Here is a 15367-nt window from a genome sequence, read left to right as displayed (position 1 = left end):
CAGCATCATGAGAGTACGCACTATCGGCTGTGTAGAACTGAACAGCATCGGGCTGGGCATGGAAACGGCAGACGCCATGGTCAAGGCGGCCCAGGTGGAACTGGTGCTGGCGCGCACCACCTGCCCCGGCAGGTACCTGATCATCATCACGGGCGACACCGGCGCGGTTACTGACTCCGTGGAAACCGGCCTGCGCCTGGGCGGCGACATGGTGGTGGACAGCTTCGTCATCCCCAATGTGCATGCGGACGTGGTCCCGGCCATGAACGGCACGGCCCTGCCCGGCCCCATCAACGCCCTGGGCGTTATTGAAACCTATACGGCGGCCTCCTGCGTGCTGGCTGCTGACGCCGCGGCCAAAGCCGGCGACGTGAGCCTGCTGGAGCTACGGCTTTCCGCCGGGCTGGGCGGCAAGGCCTTTGTGGTCATGACCGGCGAGGTCAGCGCCGTGCGCTCTTCCGTAGAGGCCGGGGCGGCCAACGCAGCTGCGGCAAATCCCGTAGTCAGCAAAATCGTCATCCCCTCCCCCAGCGAAGAACTGAAGCGGCAACTGCTCTAGCCCGGATGCCCCTATGGAAGACCACAAGCAGCGCATAATTCAGGAACATGTGCCGGGCCGTCAGGTTACCCTGGCCCACCTCATCGCCAGCCCCCAGCGGACGCTTTTCCACAATCTGGGGCTGGGCGACCGGCAGGCCTCGGCCATCGGCATTCTGACCATCACCCCCAGCGAAGGCGTAATTATCGCGGCGGACATCGCCACCAAGGCCGCCGCCGTGGAGGTGGGCTTTCTGGACCGCGTGGGCGGCTCCCTGCTTTTTACGGGCGACGTGGCCAGCGTAGAAGCCGCTCTGCGCGCCGTGCTGGACTACTTTGACGCCACCCTGCACTACGCCCTTACGGCCCTGACCCACTCCTGAGGCGGCTGCGCGCCGCAGGCCAGCGCACAAAGGCTATACAGGAAGACCGCACTGTGCAGACGCACCATCAGGCGTAAGCAATCAACATTATAAAAGCATACAAAAAGGGAAAGCCCGTGGGCTTTCCCTTTTTGCCTACTACCGCACCGGCCTCAGGCTAGCGCATTCCTGGTGTTTTTTGGGGCCTTGCCCGCCGCCTTGGGGGCGGGTCCGCTTTCCAGTTCCAGCCCGTCGTTGGAGCACGTCAGCCGGGCTTTGCCGCCCTTCTTCAGGTTGCCGAACAGCAGGGCGGAGGCCAGCCGGTCTTCCAGCTCCGTACGCAGCAGCCGCCGCAGGGGCCGCGCGCCCATGGCCGGGTCAAAACCCTTGCGGGCCAGCCAGCGCCGGGCCGCGTCGGTTACGGTCAATTCTACCCTGTGTTGCTCCAGGCTCTGGTGGATGTCACTCAAAAACTTGTCCACAATGCGCAGCATCATGGGTTCCGTCAGGCTGCCAAAGGGCACCAGAGCGTCCAGCCGGTTGCGGAACTCCGGGCTGAAGGTGTTTTCCACGGCCTTGAGCGCCTTGTGGGCCGCGTCCTGCGGCACGGAACCCGCAAAGCCCATACTGGGCCGGGACATTTCGAAGGCTCCGGCATTGGAGGTCATGATCAGCACCACGTGCGAAAAATCCGTCTTGCGTCCGGTGTTGTCCGTGAGCGTGGCGTAGTCCATAACTTGAAGCAATACATTAAAGATATCCGGATGAGCCTTTTCCATTTCATCCAGAAGCACCACAGAGTAAGGCGCCTTGCGCACGGCCTCGGTGAGCAGACCGCCCTGGTCAAAGCCCACATAGCCGGGAGGCGCGCCGATAAGCCGCGACACGGCGTGTTTTTCCATATACTCGCTCATGTCATAGCGCAGAAATTCCACGCCCATGAGCTTGGCCAGGCTGCGGGCCACTTCGGTCTTGCCCACGCCTGTGGGCCCGTAGAATAAAAAGGCCCCGGCCGGACGCTGCTCCTGCCCCAGGCCGGCGCGTGCCCGCAAAATGGCCCGCACGGTGACTTCAATGGCGGTTTCCTGGCCGAACACCAGCTGCTTGAGGTCCTTTTCCAGGTGGGCCAGGCGCGTGCGTTCCTTGCCGGAAACCGTGCGCACGGGCACGCCCGCCATGCGGGCCACCACGCGCTCCACATCGCCTACGCCCACCTGCGGGGTTTCTTCTCCGCGCGCCGGCCGCACGCCACGCCCCAGGCGCACGGCCGCGCCGCACTCGTCCAGCACGTCAATGGCCTTGTCCGGCAGCAGGCGGTCGCGCACGTGCCGGGCGGTCAGGTCCACCATAGCCTTAAGGGCCGCCGGGACATAACGCACCTTGTGGTAGTCCGCGTAGCGCTTTTCCAGCCCTTGCAGAATGCGCAGGCACTCTTCCGCACTGGGTTCGGTGAGGTCGATGCGCTGAAAACGCCGGGCCAGGGCGCGGTCTTTTTCAAAATGGTTGCGGAATTCCTCATAGGTGGTGGAGCCGATGCAGCGCAGTTCGCCTCCGGCCAGCACGGGCTTGAGCAGGTTGGAGGCGTCCAGGGAGCCGCCGGAGGTGGAACCCGCCCCCACAATAGTGTGAATTTCATCAATAAACAGGATGGAATCGGGCTGTTCCTTAAGCCGCTGCACCACGGCCTTGAGGCGGCCTTCAAAATCGCCGCGGTAGCGGGTGCCCGCCAGCAAGAGCCCCATGTCCAGGGCGTAAAGGTGGGTTTGGGCAAACATTTCGGGCACACGGCCCTCCACGATGCGCAAGGCCAGGCCCTCGGCCAGTGCGGTTTTGCCTACGCCGGGGTCGCCCACAAACAGCGGGTTGTTCTTGCGGCGACGGCAGAGCACCTCCACGGCGCGGTCCAGCTCCGCCTCCCGGCCCACCAGGGGGTCGATCTTGCCCTCCCGCGCCCGCTCGGTGAGGTCTACCGTATATTGGGCAAGCGGATCGGCGGCCTTGGCCTCCTTGCCGCCCTCGGCGCCGGCCTGCTCCACGCCGCGCGAACCGCCGCCCTCTTCCAGGCCGTGCGACACAAAGGTCAGCACGTCCAGGCGTTCTACCCCTTGCTTGCGCAGATAGAATAGGGCGTAGCTCTCGTCTTCGTCCATGATGGAAATGAGCAGATCGCCCAGTTCTACCGTGTCGCGTCCTGAGGAGCGGATATGCGCCAGCGCCCTGTCCAGTACGCGCTGTACGCCCTCGGTCTGGGAGACTTCATGGTTGCGCGTGAGGGGCACGGACTCCAGCTCCCGGCTGAAAAACTCCTCCAGCTGTTCGCGCAGCACCGGCACGCTGGCGCCGCTGCCCTCCAGAATGATGCGTCCCCGCATGTTGTTGGTAAGGGCAAAGAGCACGTGCTCCACGGTCAGCAGGTCGTGCCGACGGCGGTGGGCTTCCATGAGCGCGTCACGGATGACGCTTTGAACACTTTTACTCAGCATAGGCGTATCTCAATGGACTTTTTCCATAGTGCATTTGAGGGGATACCCCGCGGCCCTGGCCGTAGTGCGCACCCTGTGGACCTTGGTTTCCGCCACTTCCTGGGTGAACACACCGCACTGGCCCACACCCTGATGGTGCACAAGCAGCATGATGGCCGTAGCCTCTTCGGGGGTTTTATGAAAGATGTTGCGCAGTACGCTGACCACAAAATCCATGCTGGTATAGTCGTCGTTGTGCAGCAGCACCCGGTAGCGTTCCGGTTCCTTGATTTCCTGCTCCACCGCCACACGGCTCTGGCCGTCGCTACGGTTTGCGTCATTCCACGACATGGGAAGGCTCCGACACGGTGTTCTCGCCGCCGGGCGCGTCCGGCGCAGGGATATCCGCCGGAAGTCCCAGCTTTTGCCGCCACGCGGCCCGCTGCGCCGCGTCAAACACGAAAGAAAATTGCGGCGGCTGGTGGTGTTGCCGCAGCCATTCCTGGTGCAGCTCATGATAACTTTTGGTGCTTATTATGGCTTTGTCAAGAGCAAGGCGGCGCTGCACCGAATCAATATGCGCGGCCAGCCCCTCCAACTCCACCACATCTATGAAGGAAAGCGCATCCAACTCCACTTCCACATCTTCAAGCCGCCAGGGCTCGCGCACCTTTTCGTAGCGGGCCGTCACCGTGTAGCCCAGCCCGGCCAGAATGGCGTGCAGGGCTGGGCCGTCCTCTACCGTCGTTTCCAGCTCCTCGCGCACCTTATAGTAGCCGGACGCGGGCGCGGGCCGCTTGAGGGTGAGCACATGGCGGGTACGGTCCGGCCATTCCTGACTGCGCAAACGCAGCAGGCGGCCGCTTTCCAGCAGGGCGCGGTCGGGCGCGTCAAAGACCCAGTTGCTCTCAAAATGCGCGCCCAGGCAGTGCGCGCCGCTGTCCGCCAGGGTCTGACGCAAGGCTTGTAAATCCACATGCAGATATTTACGTTCCACTTCCAGGGGCATGGCCGACCTCACTTGCGGTGAAACAAACGCTGCTGCAGGGCCGCGATGGTGCCCACGCCTCCCTGCCCTGCGGCCGGATGCAAAATGGGCTCGAACCCCAGACGGCGGGCCTGCTTCAAGCGCAGATCCTGCGCCGCCACGGGCCGCACCTGGCCGTTCAGGTCCACCTCGCCCCACAGCACGCACTTTTCCGGCAGGGCCACGTCATAATACGACGAAAGCACAGCGGCCACCAGCGCCAGATCCAGCCCCGGCTCATTAAGTTTCATGCCGCCGCCCACCTTGGCATAAATGTCCACCTGACCGAAATTGAGCTTGAGGCGCTTTTCCAGCACGGCCAGCAGCAAATGCAGCCGCCCCACATCAAAACCCAGGGCGGCCCGCCGGGGAATGCTCAAAAAAGTGCGCGAAACCAGAGCCTGCACCTCCACGGCCAGGGGGCGCTGGCCGTCCACGGCCATAACTACCGCCGTGCCCGAAAGGCTCGCGTCGCGCTGGCCCAGAAAAAAGGTTGCGGGGTCGTCCACCACCTGCAGGCCACGGGCCGCCATGCGGAAGACCAGCAGCTCTTCGTTGGGGCCAAAGCGGTTCTTAAACACCCGCAGCAGACGGAACATCTGGCGGCGGTCGCCCTCCAGAGAAAGGACCGTATCCACCATATGCTCCAGCAGGCGCGGCCCGGCCAGCACGCCATCCTTGGTCACATGCCCCACCAGAATGAGCGTGCAGTCCGCGCGGCGGCAAAATTCCACCAAGGCCGTGGCCACGGCCCGCACCTGTGTGACGTTGCCGGGCAGGCCCTCGGCCTCCAGGCTGGTCAGGGTCTGGACGGAATCTACGATCAGCAAGGCGGGCGCGGCGGCCGTAGCCGCTTCCAGCACGTCTTCCACGCGAGAGGTGGCCAAGGCCAGCAGACGGGAGTCCAGCAAGCCCAGACGTTCGGCCCGGCCCCGAATCTGCGGCAAGGATTCCTCCCCGCTGGCATAGAGCGCTGTACGCCCCCCGGCCGCCACCATGCCCGCCACCTGCAGCAACAGGGTGGACTTGCCTATGCCCGGCTCCCCGCCCATGAGCAGTGCGGCTCCGGGCACCAAGCCCTTGCCCAGAATGCGGTCCAGCGGCGCAAGGCCGCTGCCGAAAGGCTCGTGCCCTTCGTCCGCCACGGCGTGCAGGGGTACGGCCCGACCGCCCGCGCCCACGACACCTGTTCGGTGCGGCGCCCTAACGGCGGTCTTGGGCTGGGTCACAGCTTCAAGGGTATTCCACTCGTGGCAACTGGGGCACTGCCCGCGCCACTGCGTGGTCTGTGCCCCGCAGGAGGAACAGCGGTACACTTCACGTATTTTTGCCATGCCTCAAGCCTACGGAAAAAGTCCGGAACTGGCAAGGCGGCGCGGGTCAGACGGCAAGTCTTGCCGTCCCCAGAGTACCTTTGTTGCCATATTTTTGACTTTCTCTAGAAAATCCGCTCCGCGCAAGAGTTTTCAGATTCTGGCACCCATCTTGCTTTATTCTGCGCCAATGGCTTGAGGCGGCATTTTTCGCCGCCCGCTTTCCCCATAGATGCGGGCGCGCGGCAACTGGGGCAGGCCAGTGAGAATTGTGCGGCAATAAACTGTCAAGGGGGCGTTTGTGACTACCAGCAGTCAAAACCAAGTTCGGAATATGCTCCATCTGCGCCACCCTGCTGCGGCATCCCCGGAGGACGGAGACGCCTTTGCTGCGCCGCCCCCCCTGGACCCGGCGGCCCGGCGTGCTCTGGACAGCCTTTCCCGCATCTATCCGCTGGTACTGCCTGCCCTGGAAGCCCGCCTCGATGCCCTGCAGGAAGATTTTTTGGCCCGGCTGACGCTCTTGATGCAGGCGCGCGGCCTTGCCCCGGAGGGGCGGTTGCGCCTTTCTGTAGCCGGGGGTAACGCCGTGCTGGTTGAAGGCGAAGAGGACGAGGCTGCCGGGCTTTACGCGCTGTTTGCGGAACATCAGGATTTGAGCGTGCATTTTCACGAAATGGCCCGCCTGGCCGTGCTGGCCCACGGTATGGAAGTGACTGCGCAGGCCTGTGCCGCTGCGGAAGAGAATGTGACCGCCCTGGCGGATAATGCCGCCCTGTTGGGGCGCTATCAAATGTGCCTTAAAGGATCGCTTTCACATTTTTATCTGCGTTGAGCCTTTCACGGGCTTACGCCACCCAATGCCCCCAAGAGCCCTTGCCAAATGGCGGCGAGAGGCTTATCTTCCAAAAGAACCCATTGGGGGGGCGCACTGGCTTCGACGGGGACGTAGAAACCGGAGCGGCAGGCCGAGGCGCCGCTGGCCTCGTAAAAAGCGGCAACAAAAGTAATTGCCAACAACGATTACGACTACGCTTACGCTGCCTAATAACAGCGAGGCAAAGACCGCCTAGGCGGTCACGTCGCGCGGGGCCACGCCTGATAACCCCGTGCGGCGACATTTATCAGGCTGGCAGAGACCGGTGCCCACCGGGGTCTTCTGCGAGGAGGTTACCGGCGGGATTGCCGTCCTGCGCCTGGTCGGGGGCCATCAGGACGGTGAAAGCCATACTCGACCTAAGCCTGTAGATGCTTCGTGTGGAATGTTCGCGGACGGGGGTTCGACTCCCCCCGCCTCCACCAACAGCTCAGTCCAACGATGGACAGAAAAGGCCAAAACACCTTGCAAATAAAGGGTTTTGGCCTTTCTCTTTGTCCGACAGAATCCGGCCCAAAGTGCCTTTGTACTCAATTGCCTTGATAAGAATTTGAGTAGAAATGAATTCCAGAAACTTCGGTAATCCTCCCATTTTTAGGAGCAGTTACAAGTAGAGCCTAAGACACCTGTGCGAGCTTCATGGCGGGTTTATTGCTCTGGAAACTGGCGGCTACCGTGCATAACGCGCAAAATCTGCACTCTATCAGCCAGTACGCGATAAATAAGTGCATATGGCGTGTCTTTGACGAGCCATTCTCTGGTGCTGGGTACTCTCCCCGGCTTGCCTGCACCCGGAAGCGTGGCGAGGTGGTGGGGTGCGCTGTAAATGCGCTTCACATAGTCCTCTACCGCGTCAAAAGCCAAGCCTTCGCCAAATAGATAGTCAGTTATGCCGCCCATGTCTTTCGCAGCGGCTTCAGTCCAGTGAATTATCAGTGGGCTACGGGGCGACATTGAAGCCCTTCGCCTTTAGCCGCGCTCCCATTTCTTCATGACTGATTACCCGGCCCGCGTCCGCATCATCTATTCCCTTTTGTACTCCGGCGAGATACCATGCCTCACGCTCAAGGTATTGGGCAATGGCTTCCTTGATTATCCAGGCGCGAGGCCTGTCCATCTGCTCGGCCATTGTATCCAGTTGGACGCGTATTTCCGGGTCGAGCCGGATTGTCGTTGTCGTTGGTTGCATACGTACTCCCTTGCATGTTCTTATGTATCCTTATGTATGCTTAGAGAATACATACTTCCAATTGACTTGGCAAGGTCCGAAATAAAAATGGGACTCGATTTCTCAAGTCCCTGCCTCCAATCTCATTTTTTTCCGCTCTTTTTCCGATCCTTCTTACTAGTCTCAATCACAGTAGTTTTAGGTCTTTTTTCAGCTTCTTTAACCGGGATGAATTTGCCTGAGCCTGCATCTCTGCCGATTTTCTGATCTGCCATTATCAACTCCTATATGAAGGTTATACATGTTAGAACGCGAATAACTGTCTAGAGAATATCAAGAATCGTTCGCGCATTTTCTCCCCCAAAAGACAGCAGATCTCTTTGACCGGGTGATCACGCCATCGAACTCAGGTCCGTATCACGCTACCAAATAGAAAAATTTTTCATTTGAGTACGAATTTGAGTAAGTAAATATGAATAAAAATTTTATTTCTTTTATTATAACCAGTTAATCATATTTTTAGGTGGACGCCGCCTCCACCAACCCCCAATTTCACCAAGGCTCACGGTGTCTCACAAAGACCCGTGAGCCTTTTTTCAAGGGCTACTGTCAGATCTAATCAAGACTACCCCAGGTAAAACAACTAGCTAACAAAGCGCTATTGGCTGTCCGGACAACCGGGACCGCCCCTGTCCGAATTATACGCTTGAAGTAACATCTTTTTAGTGTTACGTTGTTGTCATGATACTGAGCTATAAAGACGGCCGGGCGGAGGGTTTGTTCCAAGGGATGCATGTCGCTGGCCTGCCGCCGGACATCCAGCGCGTTGCCATGCGTAAGCTCAAAGTCCTGCACAACGCCGTTTCGCTGAACGACTTGCGTGTTCCTCCCGGAAACAGGTTGGAAATTCTCAAAGGAAACCGGGCCGGACAGCACAGCATCCGCATCAACAGCCAATGGCGGATATGCTTCGTCTGGAAAGACGGGAACGCCTACTCCGTTGAAATCGTCGACTATCACTAGGAGAACGCCATGACTGACCGCATGCTGCCCGTGCATCCGGGCGAAATTTTGAATGAAGAATTTTTGAAGCCCATGGGCATAAGCCAGACCCGCCTTGCGCTGGACACCGGCATGCCACAGAGCCGCATCCAGGGCATTATCGCCGAAAAGCGCGGCATCTCCGCCGACACGGCGGTGCGTCTGGCCGCTTACTTTGGCAACAGCGCGGAGTTCTGGCTCAACTGCCAGGTCTCTTATGAGCTGGACATGGTGGCCTATTCCGGCAAGCGCGATGAAATCCTGTCTCGTGTGCATCCTCATTCCGCTCGTGTTAATGTCCCGACTCTTCCATAACCTTGTTGCCCTGATAGCTGGTCACCCGCAGCGCAAGGCAGAGGTGGTCCCTTTTGGATAAAGAAAAGACGTCCTGCGGATCGACAACGCAAAAATGCAAAAGCCCCCATGCGCGCGGGCAGGAACCCGGGTACGCATGAGAGCTTTCTGGGAAAAAGACAAAAGCGCAGAGGCTCACCCAACTGGGCGAATTTCTGCGCTTTTGTGAAGAGTGGCGTCACCAACGGGATTTGAACCCGTCTTAGCGGCTTGAGAGGCCGCCGTCCTAACCGGATAGACGATGGTGACAGCGAGGTATGTGTTTACGGGCAGAAGTGGCGTTTGTCAAGCAATATGTGTCGCAAAAAGCAAAAATACGGGCATTGCCCTGTCAGCACCCCTGATGCTATGTTTTCTCCGCCAGATAAGGAGGGAGCACATGCGTCATTTTGGGAGGAGCTTTGCGGGCATCTATTGCGGTTCTGCCCCAGGTTTGGCCCGGCTGTCCGGGCTGTTGCTTGGGCTTTTGTGCCTGTTGCTGCTGCAGGCCTGCGGCGGACGTCAGGCCCACCAGCCGCACGAAGCCGGTTTGCCCTCCTGGATGGGCACGGTGGAGGACTTGCGCCGTTTTCCGCAGGATCTGAATGGCTACGCCGCCCGCGCCGGAAAGGACAAGGAACTGTTCTCCGCGGCGGAGCAAAGCGTCCAGGTAGCCCGCTTCATGCGCATCTATTTTGGCCCATGGGAAATGACCAAAACCTCGGTAAGCCGGCGCGACGCCGCCGCCATTTTCCACCGCGCGCGTGGATTTAAATACGACGACGTCCGCTGGACGCAGGAAGAGTGGGACGCCATAAGCCGCAACGCGGCCATGGGCGCTTTTCCGTCCCGCAGCACATGGGCCATCACCGTGCGTGCTACCGACCTGCGTGAAATGCCCACCAGCCAGACCCGCTTTGCCGAGCCCACGCCCGACCCGCGCGCCAATCCTTTTGATTATTTTCAGTATTCTCTCCTGCCCGTGGGTACGCCGCTGCTCATTGCCCATACCACCAGGGACGGACGCTGGCATTTTGTGGAGTGCCCCATCGCCGCTGGTTGGGTAGCTGCCGACGACGTGGCCGCCGTGGACGCCGCATTTGCGCACACCTATCGCGACGGCCCGTTTGCCGCCTTGGTGCGCGATCCGGTGCGCCTGGTTACAGCGGGGGGGACGACGGCTACGGCGGGCATCGGCGCGCTGCTGCCTCTGCGTAACGATAATCAGAATGGGCAAGACCATATGCGCGTACTGCTGCCCCAACGCGGGCCCGACGGCATGGCACGGACTGAGGCCGTTACCCTTGCGGCCGCGGACGCCGCCCCTTGGCCCTTGCCGCCCACGCCCGGCAACATCGCCCGGCTGGGCAATCGCATGATGGGGCAACACTACGGCTGGGGCGGCATGTTCGGCCTGCGCGACTGCTCTGCCATGACCCGCGACCTGTTGGCCCCTTTTGGCATCTGGCTGCCGCGCAATTCCGTGGCCCAGGCCCGCACCGGGTCTGTCCTGCCCCTGGAAGGCATGAGCACCGCGGAAAAAGAAGCCGCCATACTGCGTTACGGCGTCCCCTTTTTGAGTCTGGTGGGCATGCGCGGACACATTACCCTCTATGTGGGCAACTACCGTGGGCGGCCGGCCATTCTCCACGACGTCTGGGGCGTACGGGTGGTGCAGGACGGCGACGACGACGCCCGGCTGGTGCTGGGCCGGGTGGTGATCACGTCCATTACGCCCGGTGCGGAACTGCCGAATCTCTACCGCACCGTGACCTTTGCGGACAGGCTGCGCACCCTGTCCACTCCTGCGGATACCCTGCGGTGAACACGTTGCACATGTGCGTCCCGGCCGCAGCTGCGGGGCAACGCCTGGACCGGGTACTGGGGCAGGAACTGACCGGAATTTCTCGTGCGGCCCTGCAAAAGGCCATCAAAGCCGGGTACTGCCGGGTTGACGGCCTTACGCAAAACCAGCCGGACTGCCGCCTGCGCGAGGGGCAGGTGGTGGAACTTCAGACGCCGGAAGCAAGCTCGTCCCTGCGGGCTGAAGAGGGGCATCTGGAAATTCTCTGGCACGACGAACACCTGGCAGTGTGCAACAAACCCGCCGGGCTTACTGTGCACCCCTGCCCGTCCTGTCCGGAACATACCCTGGTGCAGCGCTTGCTGGCGCGTTTTCCGCAACTGGCCAAGCTGGAAGGGCTGCGGCCCGGCATTGTTCACCGTCTGGACAAGGACACCAGCGGCCTTCTGGCGGTGGCCCTGACTGAGGCCGACCGTCTGGCCCTGAGCGCCGCCTTTGCCGGCCGTGTAGTGCACAAGGAATACCTGGCTCTGGTGTGGGGCCGCCCTGCGGACGCGGGCGAATGCCGCAAACCGCTCGGCCGTCACCCCACGGCAAAAGTCAAACGCGCGGTGCTGCCTGAAGCGCGCGGCGGCAAACCCGCCCACACTGCCTGGAGGCGGCTTTGGAGCGCGCCGGACGGGCGCTGCTCTTTGCTGGCCGTCCGGATATTTACGGGCCGCACCCATCAAATCCGCGTTCATCTGGCCCATGTGGGACACCCCCTGCTGGGCGACCGGCTCTATGCCCCCAAGGACGTGCGGGCCCTGGCCCCACGCCAGATGCTGCACGCCTGGCGGTTGGAGCTGCCCCACCCTGTGGACGGCGCGCTTTTACGCTTCTCCTGCCCGCCGCCGGAAGATCTGTTGGAGACTGCCCTGGCGGCCACACGCCGGATGCGGCGTATGGTGATCACGGGCAGCCCCGGCAGCGGCAAATCCGCCCTCACGGAGAATATTGCCGCCACAGGCGTGCCTGCCATCAGCGCCGACGCTCTTGTGGCCCGACTGTACGCTCCAGACGGGGCCGCCGGCCCGTGGCTGGACCGTATGACCCCGGACGCAGGCATTCTCACAGCCCAAGGCGGGGTGGACAAGGCCGCCCTGCTGGCGGCCATGCGCGACAATCCCGGTTTGCGTCGAGAGGTGGAACAGCTGGTGCACGGCTTGGTGCGCGCGGCTGTGGAGGAATTTTGGAATGCCGCCGAGGCTGCGGGCCATGCCCTGGCCGTGGCCGAAGTGCCGCTGTATTTTGAAAGCGGCTGGCAGGACGTCTTTTCTCCCGCACCTCTGGTGGTAGGCGTACACTGCCCCAAAGAATTGCGCGACCGGCGCATCCGTGCGACGCGCGGCTGGGCTGACGACAAGCTGGCCGCGCTGGAGTCCTGGCAGTGGCCGGAGCCGCGCAAGCTGGCGGCTTGCGATCTGGTGGTGGACAATACGGGCGACAGGGAAACCCTGCGCACCACCGCCCAAAAACTGCTTCAGGATATAGCGGTTGCAACGCGCGCGGACGAAGCCGCACGCGCGCGGGAAATTGCTGCATTGTGGCAATGACCGCAGGTGACGCTTTACCGCAAGCAATGACGACATTTCGGATTTTTGTATTTTTTTCGGGGTGTTCTTGACAATTTTCTGCAAGAGGAGTTATAGCTCACACACTATACTAAATGATACCAACAAGTTCGAGTTGCCTCATGCCGGACAGTCCGCAGTTTACGGAATTTGCCTGTGCCAACCCTCTGGTGTTGGCTCTGGAAATCACCAGTGCCGCCCTGTTGCACGACAACAAGGATGACTTTCTGCGCAGCGCGTTGGCAGCGATTGGTGAAGCCCTGCACTGTGGTCAGGTCACTCTGACGGAACGACAGGACGGGCATTGGCATGTGCCCGCCACCTGGCAGAACCCCGTGCAGAATCCCCCCTTGCCGGATCCGGCGCTGGATGACCTTGCGCCGGTGCTGGAGGCTTTCGACAAGCGCAAAAGCCTGGTTGTGGAAAATGCCAACGACCTGCCCGAAGGCCCCCTTAAAAAACTTTTCACATTCCGGCAGGTGCTTTCAGCCTACTGTCTTCCTATTCTGCATGAAGGGGATCTCTACGGGGGCATATGCCTTTCCCGGCGTATTTCCCAAACGCCGTGGACGCTGGAAGAATCCAGCATTTGCCACCTTATGGGCAATATTCTGGCCATTTCCTTGATCCATTTTCGTCTTTACAACAAAATAAAACGCAAGCACCAGCAGCTGCGCGACATCCTCAATGCCTTTAGTGAGCCCATAAGCATTGTAGACATGGAAACGCACGAAGTCCTGTTCATGAACAGAAAGCAGCAAGAAAGCGCCAGGGAGCTTTCTGCCCGCAGCACCCTTTGTTACCGCCGCATTATGGGGCGTGAAAGCCCCTGCCCCTTCTGCACCAATGACATCATTGCCCGACAGGCGGGCCAGCCCTACCACTGGACCTATACCGACGAAAAAAGCCGCCGCTCCTTTTCCGTGATGGACAAGGCCATTCGCTGGGACAACAACAGGCTGGTCCGGCTTTCCATCGCCACAGACGTCACAGACCTTTTACACAATCAGCGCGAGCGAGAAAAGGCCGTGCTGGCTTCGCAGGCCAAGAGCGAATTTCTCGCCCACATGAGCCATGAAATCCGCACGCCCATGAACGGCATTATCGGCCTTACCCTGCTGGCTCTGCAGTCCAAACCCAACCCAGAACAACGCGACTATCTGCAAAAAATCCGGACTTCCGCCACCAGTCTGCTGAACATCATCAACGACATTCTGGACCTTTCCAAAATTGAAGCAAACAAAATGGAGCTGGACAGTGCCAACTACAGCCTTGACGAAGTGCTGGAATTCGCCCATACCTCCATCCGCTTTCCTCTGGAACAAAAAGGCCTGTCCTTTGACTGTCAGGTGGAGGCAGACGTACCGCACAAACTCTGGGGCGACGGGCTGCGGCTCAAACAGGTGCTGCTCAACCTGCTGAGTAATGCGGTTAAATTTACGGCCAGCGGCGGCGTACAGTTGCGCATCTGCCGCGAAAGCGACGCCAGCGACGAATTTCTGCACTTTTATGTGCAAGACACGGGCATGGGCATCAGCCAGGAATACCAACAGCACCTGTTTGAGCCCTACACCCAGGCCAGTTCCAACATCAGCCGCCGTTTCGGCGGCACGGGCCTGGGCCTGACCATCTGCAAGCGCATGGCGGAACTTATGGAAGGCAGCCTTTGGTGCGAAAGCGAGTTGGGCAAAGGTTCTATCTTTCACCTGCGCATTCCCTGCAGCCTGGCCCGCAATACCTACTGCCCGTCCGAGGAAGAGGATGCCCAGCCACTGCCGGACCTCCCCCCCAACAGCCGCATCCTGCTGGTAGAAGACAATGAAATCAATCAGGAAGTGGCGCGGGCTTTGCTGCAGCGGGCCGGTCTGCACTGCGATTTGGCTGAAAACGGCAGCGAAGCCGTGCGCATGGTGCGCACCACCCCGTATGATCTGGTGCTCATGGACGTCTATATGCCCGTCATGGACGGCCTGCACGCCACCAGAGAAATACGCCGATACCTCAGCCGCCATGCCCTAGGCAAGCACCTGCCCATTATCGCCATGACCGCCGTAACGTTGCCCGAAAACGTGGACGAAATGATCGCCGCCGGTATGGACGACCACATCGCCAAGCCGTTTAATCTGGCCGTGCTGCGCAAAAAACTCAGCCGCTGGCTGCAACCAGCTGTCCATAACCATGTCATCGCATCCCAAAATTCCCAAAACTAACGCCGCCCGCCTGCTGGAAAAATTGGCTATTGCCTACTCTCTGCACAGCGCGCCGGTGGACGAAGAGGATCTTTCCGCTGTTACCATGGCCCACAATCTGGGCGTGCCGCCCCAATGCGTTTTCAAAACGCTTGTGGCGCGTGGGGACAAAACCGGCGTGCTCATGGCCTGCATCCCGGCCAACGCCGAGCTGGACCTCAAAGCCCTGGCAGCGGCTTCCAGCAACAAGCATGTGGACATGGTGCCTCTTAAGGAAGTGCGCCCGCTTACCGGCTATGTGCGCGGCGGCTGTTCGCCCCTGGGCGGCAAAAAAGCCTGGCCTGTTTTTGTGGACGCCAGCGCCGCCCGGCAAGAGGCTATATTTGTCAGCGCCGGTCTGCGCGGCGTCCAACTGCGCCTTGCCCCGTCAGACCTGCTCCGTGCCGTGCACGGCGCGTTTGCCACGCTGGCCAAAGCCGCTCCCCCGTCCGTAGAAGCGTAATCCTGCATATTGCTACACTAACAAGCCGGCGTTTTTCCTTTACTTTTCTTCACAGCTCCGCACTCTTATTGACATCCGGAGCGCTTTGCGTACTCTAAAAAGAGTATGCAAAGCCACGCCCTCCGCTACTGCGGCGGTC

16 protein-coding genes, 1 tRNA gene and 1 other RNA gene are annotated in these 15367 nt (G+C 60.6%); 10 read left to right on the top strand and 8 right to left on the bottom strand.

Translation table 11 applies throughout. The annotated features are described in order from the left end of the window. Positions 1-7: 7 nt before the first annotated feature. Both J7I12_RS02665 and J7I12_RS02660 read left to right on the top strand, forming a co-directional pair. The gene (locus J7I12_RS02665; protein WP_118228869.1) at positions 8-559 is read left to right on the top strand and encodes a BMC domain-containing protein; all 552 of its coding nucleotides are present in this window, start codon (positions 8-10) and stop codon (positions 557-559) included. 13 nt (positions 560-572) lie between these two features. Further along, positions 573-920 (top strand): BMC domain-containing protein, encoded by a 348-nt coding sequence (locus J7I12_RS02660; protein ID WP_118228868.1) that lies wholly within the window; start codon positions 573-575, stop codon positions 918-920. Positions 921-1072: 152 nt separating this feature from the next. On the opposite strand, the gene clpA is transcribed toward J7I12_RS02660, so the two are convergent. Genes clpA through radA form a run of 4 tightly spaced genes read right to left on the bottom strand, consistent with a single transcriptional unit; the run spans position 1073 to position 5722 of the window. After that, positions 1073-3382: an ATP-dependent Clp protease ATP-binding subunit ClpA gene (gene clpA / locus J7I12_RS02655; protein ID WP_208360609.1), complete on the bottom strand. Its 2310-nt coding sequence runs from the start codon at positions 3380-3382 to the stop codon at positions 1073-1075. Positions 3383-3391: 9 nt separating this feature from the next. After that, positions 3392-3712, bottom strand: a complete 321-nt coding sequence (clpS, locus tag J7I12_RS02650; protein ID WP_118228866.1) for an ATP-dependent Clp protease adapter ClpS — start codon at positions 3710-3712, stop codon at positions 3392-3394. Continuing rightward, positions 3699-4370: a class IV adenylate cyclase gene (locus J7I12_RS02645; RefSeq protein ID WP_208360611.1), complete on the bottom strand. Its 672-nt coding sequence runs from the start codon at positions 4368-4370 to the stop codon at positions 3699-3701. Before J7I12_RS02645 ends, clpS begins: the two co-directional genes overlap by 14 nt. A gap of 8 nt (positions 4371-4378) precedes the next feature. Next, a complete protein-coding gene (gene radA, locus J7I12_RS02640) occupies positions 4379-5722 on the bottom strand; it encodes a DNA repair protein RadA (protein WP_208360613.1) in 1344 nt (447 codons plus the stop codon). 313 nt (positions 5723-6035) lie between these two features. Between radA and J7I12_RS02635 the strand changes: the two genes are divergently transcribed. Then, complete coding sequence (locus J7I12_RS02635) at positions 6036-6536, top strand: hypothetical protein (RefSeq protein ID WP_118228863.1); 501 nt, start codon at positions 6036-6038, stop codon at positions 6534-6536. A gap of 87 nt (positions 6537-6623) precedes the next feature. Next, positions 6624-7003, top strand: a transfer-messenger RNA (tmRNA) gene (gene ssrA / locus J7I12_RS02630). Between the two features lie 223 nt (positions 7004-7226). On the opposite strand, the gene J7I12_RS02625 is transcribed toward ssrA, so the two are convergent. The 3 genes from J7I12_RS02625 to J7I12_RS02615 form a co-directional block, all read right to left on the bottom strand. Next, positions 7227-7478, bottom strand: coding sequence for a type II toxin-antitoxin system RelE/ParE family toxin (locus tag J7I12_RS02625; protein WP_498793963.1), 252 nt, complete (start codon positions 7476-7478; stop codon positions 7227-7229). Between the two features lie 40 nt (positions 7479-7518). After that, positions 7519-7767 carry a CopG family ribbon-helix-helix protein gene (locus J7I12_RS02620; RefSeq protein WP_208360619.1) on the bottom strand — a complete coding sequence of 83 codons (249 nt, stop codon included), beginning with the start codon at positions 7765-7767 and terminating at the stop codon, positions 7519-7521. Between the two features lie 122 nt (positions 7768-7889). Then, positions 7890-8021, bottom strand: a complete 132-nt coding sequence (locus J7I12_RS02615) for a hypothetical protein (protein ID WP_270229374.1) — start codon at positions 8019-8021, stop codon at positions 7890-7892. Between the two features lie 466 nt (positions 8022-8487). Between J7I12_RS02615 and J7I12_RS02610 the strand changes: the two genes are divergently transcribed. Together J7I12_RS02610 and J7I12_RS02605 are read left to right on the top strand one after the other, a co-directional pair. Further along, positions 8488-8769: a type II toxin-antitoxin system RelE/ParE family toxin gene (locus J7I12_RS02610; protein ID WP_208360621.1), complete on the top strand. Its 282-nt coding sequence runs from the start codon at positions 8488-8490 to the stop codon at positions 8767-8769. Positions 8770-8778: 9 nt separating this feature from the next. Then, the gene (locus J7I12_RS02605) at positions 8779-9102 is read left to right on the top strand and encodes a HigA family addiction module antitoxin (protein ID WP_118228859.1); all 324 of its coding nucleotides are present in this window, start codon (positions 8779-8781) and stop codon (positions 9100-9102) included. Positions 9103-9314: 212 nt separating this feature from the next. On the opposite strand, the gene J7I12_RS02600 is transcribed toward J7I12_RS02605, so the two are convergent. Then, positions 9315-9390, bottom strand: a tRNA-Glu gene (locus tag J7I12_RS02600). 130 nt (positions 9391-9520) lie between these two features. Here J7I12_RS02600 and J7I12_RS02595 point away from each other — a divergent pair. From J7I12_RS02595 to ybaK, 4 genes are all read left to right on the top strand, one after another. Then, positions 9521-10945, top strand: coding sequence for an NlpC/P60 family N-terminal domain-containing protein (locus J7I12_RS02595; RefSeq protein WP_208360623.1), 1425 nt, complete (start codon positions 9521-9523; stop codon positions 10943-10945). Then, positions 10942-12519, top strand: a complete 1578-nt coding sequence (locus tag J7I12_RS02590) for a dephospho-CoA kinase (protein ID WP_208360625.1) — start codon at positions 10942-10944, stop codon at positions 12517-12519. Before J7I12_RS02595 ends, J7I12_RS02590 begins: the two co-directional genes overlap by 4 nt. A 140-nt stretch (positions 12520-12659) precedes the next feature. Beyond that, the gene (locus tag J7I12_RS02585) at positions 12660-14747 is read left to right on the top strand and encodes an ATP-binding protein (protein WP_208360627.1); all 2088 of its coding nucleotides are present in this window, start codon (positions 12660-12662) and stop codon (positions 14745-14747) included. After that, positions 14716-15228, top strand: coding sequence for a Cys-tRNA(Pro) deacylase (gene ybaK, locus J7I12_RS02580; RefSeq protein ID WP_208360629.1), 513 nt, complete (start codon positions 14716-14718; stop codon positions 15226-15228). Before J7I12_RS02585 ends, ybaK begins: the two co-directional genes overlap by 32 nt. Positions 15229-15367 lie beyond the last annotated feature (139 nt).

Origin of the sequence: Desulfovibrio diazotrophicus, from assembly GCF_902498985.2 — a bacterium.
Classification (GTDB): Bacteria; Desulfobacterota; Desulfovibrionia; order Desulfovibrionales; family Desulfovibrionaceae; genus Desulfovibrio; species Desulfovibrio legallii.
This window is presented reverse-complemented; position numbering and strand designations above follow the sequence as displayed.

Excerpts from the sequence above, each read along its gene's own strand:
- clpA (WP_208360609.1), bottom strand. The coding sequence starts at position 3,382 with ATGCTGAGTAAAAGTGTTCAAAGCGTCATCCGTGACGCGCTCATGGAA.
- J7I12_RS02620 (WP_208360619.1), bottom strand. The coding sequence starts at position 7,767 with ATGCAACCAACGACAACGACAATCCGGCTCGACCCGGAAATACGCGTC.
- J7I12_RS02665 (WP_118228869.1), top strand. The coding sequence starts at position 8 with ATGAGAGTACGCACTATCGGCTGTGTAGAACTGAACAGCATCGGGCTG.
- J7I12_RS02585 (WP_208360627.1), top strand. The coding sequence starts at position 12,660 with ATGCCGGACAGTCCGCAGTTTACGGAATTTGCCTGTGCCAACCCTCTG.
- J7I12_RS02625 (WP_498793963.1), bottom strand. The coding sequence starts at position 7,478 with ATGGGCGGCATAACTGACTATCTATTTGGCGAAGGCTTGGCTTTTGAC.
- radA (WP_208360613.1), bottom strand. The coding sequence starts at position 5,722 with ATGGCAAAAATACGTGAAGTGTACCGCTGTTCCTCCTGCGGGGCACAG.
- J7I12_RS02605 (WP_118228859.1), top strand. The coding sequence starts at position 8,779 with ATGACTGACCGCATGCTGCCCGTGCATCCGGGCGAAATTTTGAATGAA.
- J7I12_RS02635 (WP_118228863.1), top strand. The coding sequence starts at position 6,036 with ATGCTCCATCTGCGCCACCCTGCTGCGGCATCCCCGGAGGACGGAGAC.
- ybaK (WP_208360629.1), top strand. The coding sequence starts at position 14,716 with ATGTCATCGCATCCCAAAATTCCCAAAACTAACGCCGCCCGCCTGCTG.
- clpS (WP_118228866.1), bottom strand. The coding sequence starts at position 3,712 with ATGTCGTGGAATGACGCAAACCGTAGCGACGGCCAGAGCCGTGTGGCG.
- J7I12_RS02615 (WP_270229374.1), bottom strand. The coding sequence starts at position 8,021 with ATGGCAGATCAGAAAATCGGCAGAGATGCAGGCTCAGGCAAATTCATC.
- J7I12_RS02595 (WP_208360623.1), top strand. The coding sequence starts at position 9,521 with ATGCGTCATTTTGGGAGGAGCTTTGCGGGCATCTATTGCGGTTCTGCC.
- J7I12_RS02610 (WP_208360621.1), top strand. The coding sequence starts at position 8,488 with ATGATACTGAGCTATAAAGACGGCCGGGCGGAGGGTTTGTTCCAAGGG.
- J7I12_RS02645 (WP_208360611.1), bottom strand. The coding sequence starts at position 4,370 with ATGCCCCTGGAAGTGGAACGTAAATATCTGCATGTGGATTTACAAGCC.
- J7I12_RS02660 (WP_118228868.1), top strand. The coding sequence starts at position 573 with ATGGAAGACCACAAGCAGCGCATAATTCAGGAACATGTGCCGGGCCGT.